General features: G+C 55.3%; 18 protein-coding genes. 13 read left to right on the plus strand and 5 right to left on the minus strand.

Annotated features, from left to right (window positions below; translation table 11 throughout):
• Positions 1 to 4: 4 nt before the first annotated feature.
• The 5 genes from AKU79_RS10980 to AKU79_RS11000 all read right to left on the minus strand — a co-directional run bounded on the left by AKU79_RS10980 (position 5) and on the right by AKU79_RS11000 (position 3603).
• Positions 5 to 679 (minus strand): DUF1028 domain-containing protein, encoded by a 675-nt coding sequence (locus AKU79_RS10980; protein WP_050523647.1) that lies wholly within the window; start codon positions 677 to 679, stop codon positions 5 to 7.
• The gene (locus AKU79_RS10985; protein WP_050523648.1) at positions 676 to 1092 is read right to left on the minus strand and encodes a RidA family protein; all 417 of its coding nucleotides are present in this window, start codon (positions 1090 to 1092) and stop codon (positions 676 to 678) included. The genes AKU79_RS10980 and AKU79_RS10985 overlap by 4 nt, the downstream gene beginning before the upstream one ends.
• Before the next feature lie 11 nt (positions 1093 to 1103).
• Positions 1104 to 2231: an aromatic ring-hydroxylating oxygenase subunit alpha gene (locus tag AKU79_RS10990; protein ID WP_050523886.1), complete on the minus strand. Its 1128-nt coding sequence runs from the start codon at positions 2229 to 2231 to the stop codon at positions 1104 to 1106.
• A 304-nt stretch (positions 2232 to 2535) separates the two neighbouring features.
• Complete coding sequence (locus tag AKU79_RS10995) at positions 2536 to 3195, minus strand: GntR family transcriptional regulator (RefSeq protein ID WP_050523649.1); 660 nt, start codon at positions 3193 to 3195, stop codon at positions 2536 to 2538.
• A gap of 21 nt (positions 3196 to 3216) precedes the next feature.
• Positions 3217 to 3603: a YciI family protein gene (locus AKU79_RS11000; RefSeq protein WP_050523650.1), complete on the minus strand. Its 387-nt coding sequence runs from the start codon at positions 3601 to 3603 to the stop codon at positions 3217 to 3219.
• 92 nt (positions 3604 to 3695) lie between these two features.
• Here AKU79_RS11000 and AKU79_RS11005 point away from each other — a divergent pair, with 92 nt between their 5' ends.
• The 13 genes from AKU79_RS11005 to AKU79_RS11060 all read left to right on the plus strand — a co-directional run bounded on the left by AKU79_RS11005 (position 3696) and on the right by AKU79_RS11060 (position 15463).
• Positions 3696 to 4577, plus strand: a complete 882-nt coding sequence (locus tag AKU79_RS11005; protein ID WP_050523887.1) for a fumarylacetoacetate hydrolase family protein — start codon at positions 3696 to 3698, stop codon at positions 4575 to 4577.
• Positions 4577 to 5242 carry a malonic semialdehyde reductase gene (locus AKU79_RS11010; RefSeq protein ID WP_082224011.1) on the plus strand — a complete coding sequence of 222 codons (666 nt, stop codon included), beginning with the start codon at positions 4577 to 4579 and terminating at the stop codon, positions 5240 to 5242. Before AKU79_RS11005 ends, AKU79_RS11010 begins: the two co-directional genes overlap by 1 nt.
• Positions 5243 to 5251: 9 nt before the next feature.
• Complete coding sequence (locus AKU79_RS11015; RefSeq protein WP_050523651.1) at positions 5252 to 5713, plus strand: OsmC family protein; 462 nt, start codon at positions 5252 to 5254, stop codon at positions 5711 to 5713.
• A 45-nt stretch (positions 5714 to 5758) separates the two neighbouring features.
• Positions 5759 to 6832 (plus strand): C4-dicarboxylate TRAP transporter substrate-binding protein, encoded by a 1074-nt coding sequence (locus AKU79_RS11020; protein WP_050523889.1) that lies wholly within the window; start codon positions 5759 to 5761, stop codon positions 6830 to 6832.
• Positions 6833 to 6861: 29 nt separating this feature from the next.
• Positions 6862 to 7413 carry a TRAP transporter small permease subunit gene (locus AKU79_RS11025; RefSeq protein ID WP_050523652.1) on the plus strand — a complete coding sequence of 184 codons (552 nt, stop codon included), beginning with the start codon at positions 6862 to 6864 and terminating at the stop codon, positions 7411 to 7413.
• Complete coding sequence (locus AKU79_RS11030) at positions 7410 to 8717, plus strand: TRAP transporter large permease (protein WP_050523653.1); 1308 nt, start codon at positions 7410 to 7412, stop codon at positions 8715 to 8717. The genes AKU79_RS11025 and AKU79_RS11030 overlap by 4 nt, the downstream gene beginning before the upstream one ends.
• Positions 8718 to 8728: 11 nt before the next feature.
• On the plus strand, positions 8729 to 9595 hold the full coding sequence (locus AKU79_RS11035; RefSeq protein WP_050523654.1) for a dioxygenase family protein: 867 nt from the start codon (positions 8729 to 8731) through the stop codon (positions 9593 to 9595).
• Between the two features lie 382 nt (positions 9596 to 9977).
• A complete protein-coding gene (locus AKU79_RS11040) occupies positions 9978 to 11504 on the plus strand; it encodes an acyl-CoA carboxylase subunit beta (RefSeq protein WP_050523655.1) in 1527 nt (508 codons plus the stop codon).
• A 145-nt stretch (positions 11505 to 11649) separates the two neighbouring features.
• Positions 11650 to 11985, plus strand: coding sequence for a DUF6497 family protein (locus AKU79_RS11045; protein WP_231580154.1), 336 nt, complete (start codon positions 11650 to 11652; stop codon positions 11983 to 11985).
• Between the two features lie 214 nt (positions 11986 to 12199).
• A complete protein-coding gene (locus tag AKU79_RS19505) occupies positions 12200 to 12337 on the plus strand; it encodes a hypothetical protein (RefSeq protein WP_197087298.1) in 138 nt (45 codons plus the stop codon).
• Between the two features lie 81 nt (positions 12338 to 12418).
• On the plus strand, positions 12419 to 12820 hold the full coding sequence (locus AKU79_RS11050; RefSeq protein WP_050523656.1) for a hypothetical protein: 402 nt from the start codon (positions 12419 to 12421) through the stop codon (positions 12818 to 12820).
• Between the two features lie 271 nt (positions 12821 to 13091).
• Positions 13092 to 13325: a hypothetical protein gene (locus AKU79_RS11055; RefSeq protein WP_050523657.1), complete on the plus strand. Its 234-nt coding sequence runs from the start codon at positions 13092 to 13094 to the stop codon at positions 13323 to 13325.
• A gap of 134 nt (positions 13326 to 13459) precedes the next feature.
• The gene (locus AKU79_RS11060) at positions 13460 to 15463 is read left to right on the plus strand and encodes an acetyl-CoA carboxylase biotin carboxylase subunit (protein ID WP_050523658.1); all 2004 of its coding nucleotides are present in this window, start codon (positions 13460 to 13462) and stop codon (positions 15461 to 15463) included.
• Positions 15464 to 15483 lie beyond the last annotated feature (20 nt).

Below are 15483 nucleotides of genomic sequence, written 5' to 3' on the forward strand. Positions count from 1 at the left end.
GCCCCTACGCGTCGCCGGGCACGCCATAAGAGGGCGCCTCGCGCGGGTCGAGCGCGCGTTGCACATAGGCCGCAAGCTGGGGTTTGTAGATGCCCCAAGCCACGGCCACTGCCTCTATCGGGCAATCATCGGTCCAATCGCAGCGCAGGTCGGCCACAGGCCATTGTACTTTGTCGCAGAGCTGCATGCCTGCCGAATGGATCGGCCCTGCCTCGCCGCCTGCGGCAAGGCCCGCCCGCATTGCCGCAATCAGGCGGTCACCCAAATGGCCCTTGGCCTGCATAAACCCGTCGACAATGGCCTGTGGCACGTCAGGGTTTGCCAGCAGATTGCCTGCAGAAATGACATTTTCGCCTGCCGCCTGTGTCCAGATGCCCAAGGATTTGGGGCCGGAATGAATGGCCGTCCGCCCGCGCGCATCAATTGCCAGAACCTGCCGGTATTCGATGAAACGCCCTTGGGCACGAACCCCTGCGATGGCCTCGGGTGCTGACATGCCGCCCTGCATCAGATCGAGCGCGAACGGCCCCAAGGTCGGGTCGGTGATGTTCTGGCTGGACACTGCGCCCACGCCCGCGCGGGTATAGGAACACCGCGCGGCGACGGCGGGCGACGACGAGGCAATGGCAGTGCCGAACATGCCCGTATCAGCGCAGCGGGCGACAAGAGAAAACGTCATGCCGGGATTACCGCTGTGCCATCAATTTCAACCAGCCATTCCGGCCGCGCCAAGGCTTGCACGACCAAACCGGTGGAAACCGGATGCACGCCTTTGATGTATTCGCCCATCGTGCGGTAAACCGCCTCGCGGTGGCGCACGTCAGTGATATAGACCACAACCTTTACCAGATGCGCCATCTCGCCACCGGCTTCTTCGATCAGCTGCTTGATGTTTTGCATAACCTTATGGGTTTGTTCAGCCGGATCATGGCTTGCGATATTCTTGAAATCATCAAGGTTTTGCGGGCACTGACCGCGCAGATAAACCGTTTTGCCGCCTTGGGTCACAACGGCTTGGCACAGATCATTGTCAAGGTTTTGCTCGGGGTAGGTGTCTTTGGTGTTGAATTTGCGAAGGCGGGTATGGGGCATGATTGGTCCTGCTATTGGCCTGCGGCCTGAATGCGCGCATTGATGTATTGCGCAAAATCATAGTTCGGGCGTTCCAGGTGCGAAAGATGCCCCGGTGCTGCGGATTGTGACTTGAGCCCTTGATATACCTTTTCCGTGCAGCCCTTGTCTTCGACATTCACATCATCGAGCAAAGTTTTCAGCTGTTTGAAATTGTCCTGCGCGTCGGGGTCGTTTGCATAGTCGTTTGACATACCGCCGCCAAACCCGATTTTAACTTGGCCAACCCCATGTGGATGCAGGGTCAGATACCAAAAATAGCCTGGGGTCAGCGTGATGAGCAAACTTGGATAGATTGCCAACAGAAAGGTGGTGCGCCGCCGCTCGCCCTTTAAGCGCGTGTTGCTGGCGTGGGCCATTGCAATTCTTAACGAGTCGTCTTTCAGGATGGTGTGATAGTTGAATGCAGCCTCACCCGGCGGGCAGACCATCTCATGCAGCTTGGACAGGCCGCCGATTGTACCGGCATGACAGACCGGCAGGTGATAGCTTTCCATGAAATTCTCGGCCAGAACCTTCCAATTTGTATTCCAGATATGGGTTTCAAAAAAGGTTTCGGAATAGTTGGCCATGTCGTAGTCGCCCACAAGGTCTGCGACCTTTGCCAATTGCACTGCCACAGGCGGCACATCGGGGTTCAGGGTCACGAAAACCCAACCTAGCCACTCTTCGCACCGAATTTGCGGCAGGCTGTAGTCGGTTTTGCAAAATCCCTCATTCTGATCCATCGCAGGGGCGCCGCGCAGCGAGCCATCCAGATTGTAGGTCCAGGCGTGATAGGGGCAGACAATGCTGCGGGTGTTGCCACGACCTTCCAGCAGTGTAGACATCCGGTGCCGGCAGACATTCGACATTGCCTTTAGCGCACCTTGTTTGTCCCGCAAAACGATGATCGGCTGACCGGCCAAATCAAGCGTCACATAATCACCGGCGTTTGCCAGCGCATCGGCCCGCCCGGCACAGAACCATTCACGGGCAAAAATCGCCGAGGTCTCACGTTCAAGGAACGCCTCGGAGGTATAGACAGACGGCGGCATCGCGCGGGCGCGCTCAAAAGGCACTAAGGTGTTTTGACGAAGATCTTCGGCAGCATCTTTCATGTTGGTTCCTTTTGATGAGGCGGGGAACAAGGCAGATTGGCTATAATTTGGCATCGTCCTGCGTTGTTTGGTCAAGGATCAATCCAGAGGTTCAGACCGCGCGCGCGGTTTTGGCCGCGCGGTTTTGTCCAGTAAATCCAGACCCCCTCAGTTTCACAAAAAACCGGCTGGATAAAGCATGCACAATCATACACTCGCTTTGGCAAAATCTAATCAATCGAGGTCATGGCCAGACACATCCTGTGTCGCATGGAGGTCCGAAATCCAATGCCCCGTCAAACGAGGTAAGGCGGCGCCCGCGCGGTCAGAGATTGGTCAGTTTTCCCACCAGATATTCGCCGGTACGTCGATAGTGGTTTAGCAAGGCTGCAGAGGCCGCATCTGCATCGCGGCGAATGACCGCGTTCAAGATAGACTCGTGCTCGGCTGGAATGTCGCGCTTTTTATAGTCAGGCCCGTCAGCTGCCAGATAGCGATAGCGAATGTTCAGATCATACAGCTGGCTGCAAAACCGCGCCAACATCGGCGAGGATGCGTTGTCCAAAAGGGTCATATGGAACAGCTTGTGTGCCGCTTCGAACCTTGTGGGGTCCTGGGCTGCCGCGCGAGTCATTCTGTGGTGCGACAGCACGAGGCGATCTTCCCAATCCGATGTGGCGGCGGTGATCGACTGACGCAGGGCCATATCATCCAGCGTACAGCGCAATGAGAGAATTTCGTCAAAATTGGCGATGCTGGCGGGGGCGGCCCGAAAGCCGCGCTGATCTATCCGTTCCACCAACATGTCCGAGGTCAGCAGGCTTAGTGCCTCGCGTACGGGTGAGGCGCCGGTGGCCAGCAATGCGCGCAGATCTTCGATCTTCAGCTTTTTGCCTGCGGGCAGCGCACCGGTCAAAATCATGTTGCGCAAGGTAATATATGCCATATGCGTGGCGGAACCATCTTTGCCGTCTATCACATTCATGATGCTTTCACTTCACTTGGTTTAGGTCAGAGACAGTTTTTTCGTTGATAACCCGACCTGCAACGAAAAAGAACCCTCATTGATCATCCAGCGCCGCATCGAATAGGTGCGTGCGCCACAAAGATGCATCGGGTCTGCTTTGGCCAATGCATGTGCTGCCTCCAGGCTTTCGGCGCGGTAGATGATCAGACCCATTCCCTGCATATGCTCACCGGTTTCATCCGACATCGGCCCCGCAAAGGCCAGCGATCCGTTGCCTTCCAGTTCGGCCTGATAGGCCAGATGGGCGGGCAGGGCGGATTTTACATCTGCTGGGGTTTTTGCAGGAATACTTGTTGCAACATAAAGCTCTAGCGCCAGTGCGCCTCGCGATTTCGCTTCGTTCTTATAGTCATTCCACGCGACCATGGCCTTGCCTCCCGAAAATAATAATATCGATATTTATTGACTTTGTGAAATATAGTAGGCAGAATTTTAGTGTACTGACAAGGATGTTGAGCATGAAATTTCTGGTGGGCAAAGATTTGGACGGCACCGCTGTCTATGTCGTGAATGGTGAAAATGCTGTGAATGTAACGGCATTGAATGCAGCGGTCGGAACCGACCTGATGGGGGTTATTGCGAACCCTGCGTTGATCGAATCGCTGGCAACAAAGATCGCTGCGGCCCAAAGCGTGCCGGTTGCTTCGCTGACGCCCGCGTTGCCTGTGGCCAAGCCTGAAACGATCATTTGCCTTGGGTTGAACTATACCGATCACATCAAAGAGGGGGGGTATGATATCCCCGATTACCCCGCATTGTTCATGCGCGGCAAGAATTCGGTCATGGCGGCCGGCGCGCCATTGGTGCGGCCAAGCTGTTCGGAAAAGCTGGATTACGAAGCAGAGCTGATGGTTATCATCGGCAAGGGGGGGCGCCATATTGCCGAGGCTGATGCTTTGGGGCATGTCTTTGGGTATACGGTGTTCAACGATGGTTCTGTGCGGGACTATCAGCGCAAGACCCACCAATGGACCCCCGGCAAGAACTTTGACAATACCGGCGCGATTGGCCCGTTTGTGGTGACTGCCGACGACCTGCCCGCAGGTGCGGCGGGGCTGAAAATTGAAAGCCGCGTGGGCAGCGAGATTTTGCAATCGTCGAACACCGCCAATATGATCTGGTCTGTCGCGCGGGCCATTGCGATTATTTCAGAATATACCACGCTGGAACCGGGCGATATGATCGCGATGGGCACCCCGCCAGGTGTTGGCCATGCGAAAAAGCCCAACCCGCGCTGGCTCATTCCCGGTGAAGTTGTTGATATTGAAATCGAGCGCATCGGCATTTGTTCAAGCCCGATCGTTGACGAAGTTGATTTCGACGCGAAGGTTGTAGCCTGATGAATGCGCCAACTGGAAAGGCCCTAGAGGCCGTACGTGCGGAAGCACAAGAAAACCATCGCGAATTGCGGTCGCGGATAGATCGCTTGTCCGATGATGCGATTGACCTGATCTTGCGCGAGGCGCGGTCACATTATGCCTGGACAGACCGGCCCATCCCGGACGCGCTGTTGCAAGAGCTGTATGACATAACCATCAGCGGACCGACCAGCATGAACACTTTGCCTGCGCGCTTTGTGTTTGTGAAATCAGCCGAGGGTAAGGCGCGTCTGGCAAAGTCGTTAAAGCCACAGAACGTGCCAAAGATGATGGGCGCCCCGATCACCGTTATTGTCGCCTATGATCGGGAGTTCTGGAAGGAACTGCCGTTCCTGTTCCCGCATGATGACCGCAGGCATCTGTTCGAGGGCAAACCCGAGCATAGTGCCGAGACTGCCTTTCGCAATGGCACGCTGCAGGGTGCCTATTTGATGATGGCGGCGCGGGCACTGGGGCTGGATGTGGGCGCGATGTCGGGCTTTTCAAATCAGATCGTCGACGACGAGTTTTTCAAAGGCACCAGCCTGAAATCCAATTTCCTGTGCAACATCGGTTATGCGGATGAAACGGCGCTGTTCCAGAAACTGCCGCGTTTCAGTTTCGAGCAAGCCTGCACAGTTGTTTAGGGGGCGAATATGGCGATCAAGATGAAAACCGTGGTGACCTACCGCACCAAAGCGGCCTGCCCAACCCATGCGCGCACCGAAATTCCACTGCGAGATTTGACGGTGGTGGTTGATGAACCGCTGGAACGTGGCGGGACCAATCTGGGGGCCACACCGACAGAAATGGCGCTGGCGGCCTTGATTGCCTGCACCAATGTCATTGGCCACAAGAACGCCAAGCGTTTGGGGGTTGATTTGGGGGAAATCACCATCGACGCGGACTGCAAGTTTGATCGGCGCGGCGTGTTGATGGAGGAAGAGATCGACGTGCCTTTCCCCGAGATCACGTTGACCGTCGCCTGCACTGGCCCTGCAACAGCAGCGCAGCTTGTGGATGTCGGGGCTGAGACTGCCAAGTATTGCGCCATCGCAAAGCTGTTTACGGCTGCAGGCACGGCCCTGACGGTGAATTGGGTAAAGGTCGAAAGCTAAACCTTAATAACAGGCCATATGGCCACTATCTGGGAGGATATAGAAATGATGAATTGGACCAAACGCAGCCTGATCGGCGCAGTCTTGGTGGCGATGACAGCGATGCCTGTTGCCGCGCAAGAGAAAATCCGTGCGGTTGTTATCGATGGCTATCCTGATCGCTCGCTCTGGGTGCGGGAATTCAGCAATTTCTTTATTCCCGAGGTTGATCGCCGTCTTGCCGAAAGCGGCAAATACGTCATGGACTGGCAAGAAAACTATGGCGGCTCGATTGTAAAACCCAAAGGTGTGCTCGAGGGTATTCAGCTGGGGCTGGGTGATATTGGTATTGTCACCACGATTTTCCATTCGTCAAAGCTGCCGAGCCAAGGCCTTGCTGCGGTCACGCCGTTCGTATCGTCAGATGCCCGCGCAGTTGCCAAGGCGATTGATGAAATCGCACGTGAATTTCCAACGATGCAGAATGAATTTGCCGCGCAGAACCAAGTGTATCTGGCGACAGGCGTCGTGCTGGATAGCTATCAGGTCTTTTCTGCCAAGGAAGTCTCTAAGGTTTCGGATCTTGAAGGGCTAAAGGTTGCCGGTGCGGGGATGAACCTACGCTATCTGGAAGGGATCAAGGATGCTGCCGGTGTGGTTGGTGGTTTGACCGATTTCTATAACATGCTGCAAACCGGTTTGGTCGATGCCGCACTGCTGTGGCCCGAAGCGGCCGCAACTTTCAAAATCTCGGAAGTGGCACCCTATATGCTTAAGGCCGATTTGGGCGCTGTGAACTCAAAAACCGTCACCGTTAACGCCGATTACTGGAATGCTTTGCCGGATGAGGTGAAAGACGTTCTGAAGGCTGTGGCCATTGATTACCGTGACCATCTTGCCGGTCTTGCCATGGATATTGCCGCGAAATCCGAGGCGGATTACGTTGCTGCGGGTGGCAAGATTGTCGTGCTGTCGGACGAAGACCGCGCTGCCTGGGCCAATGCCATGCCAAACATAGCGCAAGAGCTGGCGACAACGCTGAACGCAGCGGGCGAGCCGGGGACAGCGATGCTGGATGCCTATCTTGCCAAGTTGGCAGCCGATGGTTTCACCGGCGCGCGTGACTGGTCCAAGCCGTAAACCTGCGCTGACCCGAGAGAGGAAGACTTATGCTAAAGCACATGCTGGTTGGCCTGTCTCGGGTCGCCAATTCCATTGCGATTGCTGCCAATGCCGCGGGCACCTTAATGGTGCTGGTTCTGGTGGCTATCCTGAATGTCGATGTGATCGCGCGCGGCGTTTTTCATGCACCGATAAAGGGCACTTATGAAATAGTGCAATTCTCGGTCGTGATGATTGTGTTCTTGCAGCTGGCTGATGTGGTACGCGTCGATCGGCTGACGCGATCGGACGGGTTTTTGAATGTGCTGCATGCAAGGCATCCCCGTTTAACGGCCAATACCCGGCGCATCATCAACGCGGTATCGGCGATCTTTATGGGTCTGATAGCCTACATCATGTTTCCCGAATTCTTGCACATGTGGAACACCCAAGACTATTTCGGCGTGCCGGGCCTGTTCACTCTGCCTTGGTGGCCGGTCAAGCTGGTCATTGCCTTGGGGACGGCTCTGTCTTGTCTGTTGTTCGTAATCAAAGTCATCACTGCGCAAGACCGGCCTCAACTGATCCGCGCCCCAGAACATGACGAGCCAAAGCTATGAGCCCTATTGAAATTGGCCTGATCTCGGTCATCGCGATTATCTTTTTGATTTATTCTGGCGTCTACATTCCGGTTGCGCTGGGCGTGGTATCGTTCGTTTCGATCTGGATTTTGCGCGACAACTTCACGCTGGCGCTGAACCTGCTGAAAATCGCGGTGGGTGACAGCGCGATGGAATATTCCTTTGCGACAATCCCGCTGTTCACCTTTATGGGGCTTGTCGTCTCCAAGGCGGGGTTGGGCAAAGATATCTATGAAGTGATGACGATGCGTTTTCGCCGCGTAAAAGGCGGGATCGGCATGGCCACGGTGGGTGCGAACGCGGTGTTTGCTGCGGTTACAGGGTCGTCCATCGCTTCGGCATCGGTGTTTACCAAAGTGTCGGTGCCGCAGATGATCGCGCAGGATTACAACCCGCGTTTTGCCGTGGGTGTGGTTGCGGGCAGCTCGGTTCTGGGGATGATCATTCCACCCTCGGCGATGCTGATCGTCTATTCTTTTGTGACCGAGCAATCCGTCGGCGATATGTTTCTTGCAGGCGTTATTCCCGGCATCATGTTGGCCGTCGCCTATGTTGCTGCGATCTGGTTCATGGCGCGCTATTTCCCGAATTTCGTCGGTGGCCGTGTTGTCGAAGACAGCGAATGGATGTCGGGGCGTGAGATCGCGTCGAAAACCCTGCCAACACTTGGCCTGATTACAGTCGTTCTGGGTGGCATCTATACCGGCTGGCTATCGGCGGTAGAGGCGGGGGCCACAGGGGCGCTGGTTGCGCTGCTGATCGCTTTGGTGCGCCGGTCAATGTCGGTGAAAGCATTTTGGGATGCGTTGCTGGAAACCGGCCATATCACGGCCTCGATCCTGTTCCTGATTACCGCCGCTTCAATCTATAGCCGGATGCTTGGCATGGCCGGCTTGCCAAACCAGCTTCAGGATTTGCTGGCGGGCAATGCGGCGTCGTTCTGGGTGGTAATGTTCCTCTATGTGCTGCTGATGCTGTTTCTCGGTACACTGCTGGATACTGCCTCGATCATCTTGATTGTTGTTCCGTTGTTCCTGCCAATGGTCGAGGCGATGAACCTGTCGCTGATCTGGTTCGGTATCATCACGGTCGTTGGCGCCGAAATCGGGTTGCTGACCCCGCCGCTTGGCATTTCCTGTTTTGTCATCAAATCCACGCTGAACGATGACCGCATCTCGTTGAAAGACGTGTTCATGGGCGCGTTGCCCTTTGCCTTTGTCATGCTGATTGTGCTGGTCATTCTGATCGCCTTCCCAAGCCTTAGCCTTGCCCTTTTGAACTAGGAGTTTAGCCCATGCGCAACGTCACCGTCGACAATATCACCGAGGTCTTCGCCGCCTATTTCGGCAAGGATACCGACCCCCGCACCCGCGAGGTTCTTGTGGCCTTGGCGCGCCATATTCACGATTTCGCACGCGAGGTGAACCTGACCCATTATGAATGGCGCAAAGGTTTGGCGATGCTGGAACATGCAGGCCGGATTACCACGCCGGAACGCAATGAATTTGTGCTGTTTTCCGATGTTTTAGGCCTGTCGTCGCTGGTGGATATGATGCATTCCAATCCTGCTGCCACGTCTTCGTCGGTGCTGGGGCCATTCCATGTGTCTAACCCGCCGCCATTGGAAATGGGCGGCGATATGCGCCGCGATTACGGCGGTACGGTACTGCTGGTCGAGGGCCAGGTGCGCGGCACCGATGGCGAGGCGATTCCACATGCCAAAATCGACATTTGGCAAACTGCGCCGAATGGTATGTATTCCAGCCAAGACCCCGATCAGGATATCCATTCCTTCCACGGGCTGATGACCGCTGACGAGACCGGTCATTTCCGTTTTACCACGGTGCGGCCGGTTGAATATACGGTGCCCAGTGATGGCCCCGTGGGCGAGTTGCTGGATGCAGCAGGCCGCCACCCATGGCGCCCGTCACACCTGCATTACATCGTCACAGCCCCCGGTTATCGCACGCTCGTGACCGAGATTTTCCCTGACGATGACCCCTATCTTGACCAAGACACTGTGTTTGGCGTGCGCGATGATCTGGTGATGACCTATCACAAAAAGCCAAGCAGTGATTTCCCCGAAGGCATGGCGTTGTCGGGCAAGGTGAGTGAACCTTATCTGCACGTGAGATTTGATGTGATCTTGTCTTTGGCATAACACGGCTGCACCTGCCGGACGATGCGTTGCGTTGCGTTGCGTTGCGTTGAAGATCAGGCCTGACCTGAACCCGATCAAGTACCAAAGCGACCAACGCTTCGCTTTGGGCGAACGGGTGCGTACTCACGCAAAGTGCGTGTGTGTTTCAGGCTAATTATTCAGACCTGCGCGACAGCAAATATTGATCCCAGGCAGGACCAGAACTGACGCAAAGCAGTGCCGCCCCATTGTTGGGCGCATCAGACATTCGGGCATATAAAAGAGTTTGCAATTTTGCATTTTCCTAACATGTGTTGCTAATAGATTTGCAAATTTTCTCGTTTTTACTTTGCGCATCCAACGGATTTGGATAGGTTGCGCGGTAAATCTGGAGGAGAGCGGCATGAAAGATATCTTGGCAGAGCTTGAAGATCGGCGCGCAACTGCACGGCAGGGCGGGGGCGCGCGGCGTATTGATGCGCAGCATGCCAAAGGTAAACTGACTGCACGTGAGCGGGTGGAGCTGCTGCTGGATGAAGGCTCTTTTGAAGAGTTTGACATGTTCATGGCCCATCGCTGCACCGATTTCGGCATGGAAAAAGACCGTCCCTCGGGCGATGGGGTGGTTACAGGCTGGGGTACGGTCAATGGCCGCCAAGTCTATGTATTCAGCCAAGACTTTACGGTTTTTGGCGGTTCTCTTTCCGAAACGCACGCCCAAAAGATTTGCAAGATCATGGATATGGCACTGCAAAATGGTGCGCCGGTGATCGGCATCAATGATTCAGGCGGCGCGCGTATTCAGGAAGGCGTTGCTTCGCTTGCCGGCTATGCCGAAGTGTTCCAGCGCAATATCATGGCAAGTGGCGTCGTGCCGCAGATCAGCCTTATCATGGGGCCGTGTGCGGGTGGGGCCGTCTATTCGCCGGCGATGACCGATTTTATCTTTATGGTCAAAGACAGCTCTTATATGTTCGTGACCGGCCCGGATGTGGTAAAAACCGTTACGAATGAGGTGGTTACCGCCGAAGAACTGGGTGGCGCGGGTACGCACACCAAGAAATCGAGCGTTGCCGACGGGGCCTATGAAAACGATGTCGAGGCGCTGGCCGAAACCCGTCGCCTTATCGACTTTTTGCCGCTGTCCAATCGTGAAAGGGCCCCGACACGCCCGTTTTTTGATGATCCTGCGCGGATTGAAAACAGCCTTGATACGTTGATTCCCGACAACCCGAACCAGCCCTACGACATGAAAGAGCTGATTCTGAAGCTGGCGGATGAGGGCGATTTTTTTGAAATTCAGCGCGATTTTGCCGGCAATGTCATCACTGGCTTCATCCGCATCGAAGGGCGGTCGGTGGGTGTCGTTGCAAACCAGCCAACCGTTTTGGCAGGGTGCCTGGATATCGATAGCAGCCGCAAAGCCGCGCGGTTTGTGCGTTTCTGCGATGCGTTTGAAATTCCGATTCTGACTTTGGTTGATGTGCCCGGCTTTTTGCCCGGTACCAGCCAGGAATATGGCGGCGTGATCAAGCATGGCGCGAAATTGTTGTTCGCCTATGGCGAGGCGACGGTGCCGAAAGTGACTGTGATCACCCGCAAGGCTTATGGCGGCGCTTATGACGTTATGGCCTCCAAGCACCTTCGCGGTGATTTCAACTATGCGTGGCCTACTGCCGAAATCGCGGTGATGGGGGCCAAAGGGGCCACTGAAATCATCTATCGCGGTAAAACGGCGGAAGAGATTGCCGAACGTACCAAGGAATATGAAAGCCGTTTTGCCAACCCGTTCGTTGCTGCGGAAAAGGGTTTTATTGACGAGGTTATCATGCCGCATTCGACGCGGCGCCGTGTTGCACGGGCGTTTGCAAGTTTGCGCAGTAAGAAGCTTTCAAATCCTTGGAAAAAGCACGATAACATCCCGCTGTAATCCTATTTGGCGGAGCTATCATGCCCTTGATCTATCACTTTGCACAGGCGGCGGCGCATAGCCGCAAGCGCCGTGCCTCTTCTTGCGAGGCGTTCTTATGATGCGGGGGGCGTTGGAAACACTTTGGCGAACCTCTGCAGAAGGGGTGACAACATTCGCAGTACCGTCGGGCCAGCCTATCAGCCTGCAGGATGTGTTTTGGGAAGAGGGCGAGTCGCTGTTGCTGCGTGTTCGCTTTACCGCGCCGCAAATCGCGCGCGACGGTGGCACGATCGACTATGAAACTGCAGCGAAAGACATGCTTTATTTGTGCGAAACATTCGTAAAGCCGCAGGTTGAGCAAAGTGCGGATAAACCGGACCAGATCATCATTTCGCTTTCGGATGTTGCAGTGCCATTTGGCGAAGCAGACCCGGATGCGACCCAGTTTTTCGAAGCCTACAGCATTCAGAACGATGCCTGCATATGGGAGGTTTATTAATGAACATACTATATATAGCAGCGATGGGCGATTTGTTGCCGATCCATGATGTAGCCATGCCACAGGCGTACAACTTGAATAAACAACTATGTCCTTCGTCGCAACGAACGGGTATTGTTGACTCTGGCCGAACCCAAGCGGCCGATACCTTGCACTGGGCGCGTACTGTCGGACAATCCGTCACGCCGACCCCACAAAAATACAGGAGACGAGGATGTCGAACAGCACCAAAGCAATTCTTGCACTTTGCACAATCGCTTTCTTTGCAGCTTGCGCTAAGAAAGAGCCAGAAACAGTTTACGTTGAAGAAGCTGTTTCCCAAGAGCCAGTCTACACCGGCAAATACAAGTAATATCCTAGGTCGGGCGCTTGGCGCATTCGGCGCTACGCCCGGCCTTTTCTTTTTTGCACCGGCTTTGATTGGGGGTGCAGCATGATCAAGCATCGTGGTTTCCCCGGCCGTCTTCCCTCAACAGATTATCAATTTGTGATCCGCCGTGCCAATAAGGACGGTGCCACGAAAATTGTTCGCCGTGAGCGTTTTCGCGACCGCGCGAATGTAGATCGTGCGGCTGATGAGGGCTTTATGAAAGCCCTTTGGGAACATTTCGGCGAAGAGCCATTTGAGCGCGGCAATCTTGATGCAGGCCGGTTGTCATGGTTGTTCGGCCGCGAGGTCGTTCCTGCCGAAGACCCGTTTGATCCGGCCAGCTATGACGCATTGCTGAAAATAAATGTAAAAATCGCCGAAGCGGCCTTTCCCAAGGTTTTCGCGCCCGATGCCCCACCTGAAAATGTGGACGACTGGGCCGATTGGGATGATGAGGACGAATAGGCATGTTCTCGCGCAATCCAATCCATTCTCGGCAAGTTTTTGCCTGTCGGCTTCGGTCAGAAACACGCAGTGTTTCGCCCCGCAGGTCGGCAAGGTTTGGATTTGTTATCAGTGGGTTGCGCGGGTTTTCTTTGGTAGCCGGCGGTGAAATCGCGGGCCGCAAGAATAGGCCAGATTTTGCCGCTGCAAATCGCGTGAATTTCCCCTTTCTTTTGTCGTGTGAGACGTTAAACTTGCACGTAATTAAAATCCTAACACGAGGCTTTGCAGTATGCGTAAAACGACCCTTCTTCTTGTGGCAGGTGCCGCGCTGGCCCTTGCTGGCTGCGTTAGCAACCCTAATTCGCCAGCCAATAACGCTGCTGTGCGCACAATCGGTGGCGCCGCTGCCGGTGCGGTTATCGCAGATGCAACCGGTGGCAGCAAAACCCAAGGTGCGCTTATTGGCGCGGTTGCCGGTGTCGGTTCGTGCTACATTCCGGGCACTGCAGGCTGCACCAACTAAAGTTGGCGCCAAGCTAGGGCTGATTGCGTCGCTCAATAGCTATAGTTCCAATTCCACAAGGCCATTCGGGGTAACTCCCCGGGTGGTCTTTTTGTTTTTCCGCGCCTTGCGCGCGCATCCGAGAAAGGGCTGCTATGTTTAAGAAGATCTTGATTGCCAACCGCGGTGAAATTGCGTGCCGTGTTATCAAATCGGCCCGCGCGATGGGCATTAAAACAGTTGCGGTCTATTCCGATGCCGACCGCAACGCGCTGCATGTGCGCATGGCCGATGAGGCGGTGCATATCGGCCCGGCACCTGCCAACCAATCCTATATCGTGATTGATAAAATCATGGAAGCCATTCGCCAGACAGGGGCCGAAGCGGTGCATCCGGGCTATGGGTTTCTGTCTGAAAACATGAACTTTGCTGCTGCGCTGGAAAAGGAGGGCGTTGTATTTATTGGCCCGCCTTCGCCTGCGATTGAGAAAATGGGCGACAAGATCACGTCGAAAAAACTGGCGATGGAGGCAGGGGTTTCTACCGTTCCGGGCTATATGGGCCTGATTGCCGATGCTGAAGAGGCGGTGAAAATTTCCGGCGAAATCGGTTATCCGGTGATGATCAAGGCATCGGCCGGCGGCGGCGGCAAGGGGATGCGGATCGCATGGAACGAATCCGAAGTGAAAGAGGGATTTGAGTCGTCGAGAAACGAGGCGGCAAACAGTTTCGGCGATGACCGTATTTTCATTGAGAAATTCGTAACCCAGCCGCGCCATATCGAAATTCAGGTTCTGGCCGATAAACACGGCAACTGCGTATATTTGCATGAGCGCGAATGCTCTATTCAGCGCCGCAACCAAAAGGTGATTGAGGAAGCACCAAGCCCGTTTTTGGATGAGGCAACCCGCAAAGCGATGGGCGAACAAGCCTGCGCCTTGGCCCAGGCCGTGGGGTATACATCAGCCGGTACGGTGGAATTCATCGTTGATGGCGAGCGGAATTTCTACTTCCTTGAAATGAACACCCGTTTGCAGGTGGAACATCCAGTGACCGAATTGATCACCGGCGTTGATCTGGTCGAGCAGATGATCCGTGTGGCCGATGGGGAAAAGCTGCCGTTCAAGCAATCCGACCTGAAAATCAACGGTTGGGCGATGGAAAGCCGCTTGTACGCCGAAGACCCGTATCGTGGTTTCTTGCCTTCGATCGGCCGTTTGACCCGCTATCGGCCACCAGTTGAGGGTAAAACCGCAGCAGGGGGCATCGTGCGCAATGATACCGGCGTGTTTGAGGGCGGCGAAATCAGCATGTACTACGACCCGATGATTGCCAAGCTGTGCACATGGGGCCCGACCCGCGCCGATGCGATTGAAGAAATGCGACTGGCGCTGGACACGTTCGAGGTTGAGGGCATTGGCCACAACCTGCCGTTTTGCTCGGCCGTGATGGACCACCCGCGCTTTGTGTCTGGCAATATTACGACTGCTTTCATCGCCGAGGAATATCCCGACGGCTTTAGCGGTGTGACACTGGATGCTGCCCTTTCGCGCCGTGTCGTGGCGGCTGCAGCGGCGATGAACCGTGTTGCCGAAATTCGTCGTACGCGGATTACCGGCACGATGGACAACCACGAACGTAAAGTCGGTACCGACTGGAATGTCGCCTTGCAAGGCGAGGCGCATGACGTGACGATTGCCGCTGATCGAGATGGATCGACCGTGCGCTTTGCCGATGGCTCCGCGATGCGGGTGGAAAGCGATTGGACGCCGGGCCAGCCTCTGGCCCGCCTGATGGTTGACGGCACGCCTTTGGTGATGAAAGTCGGCAAAGTACCTTCGGGCTTTCGCCTGCGGCTGCGCGGGGCCGAGTTTACCTGCCATGTCCGCACCCCGCGTCAGGCCGAGCTTTCAGGCTTTATGCTGGAAAAGGTCGCGCCCGATACGTCGAAATTCCTGCTGTGCCCGATGCCGGGCTTGATTGTCAAAATCAACGTGGCTGAAGGGGATGAGGTACAAGAAGGCCAAGCGCTGGCCACGGTTGAGGCGATGAAGATGGAAAACATCCTGCGCGCCGAGAAAAAAGGCGTGATCAAGTTGATCAAGGCCGCTGCAGGGGCAAGCCTGAAAGTGGACGAAATCATCATGGAGTTCGAATAAGGTGCCCGCCCTTTCCCCCA

Origin of the sequence: Pseudorhodobacter wandonensis (assembly GCF_001202035.1) — a bacterium.
In the GTDB taxonomy this organism is placed as follows: domain Bacteria; phylum Pseudomonadota; class Alphaproteobacteria; order Rhodobacterales; family Rhodobacteraceae; genus Pseudorhodobacter; species Pseudorhodobacter wandonensis.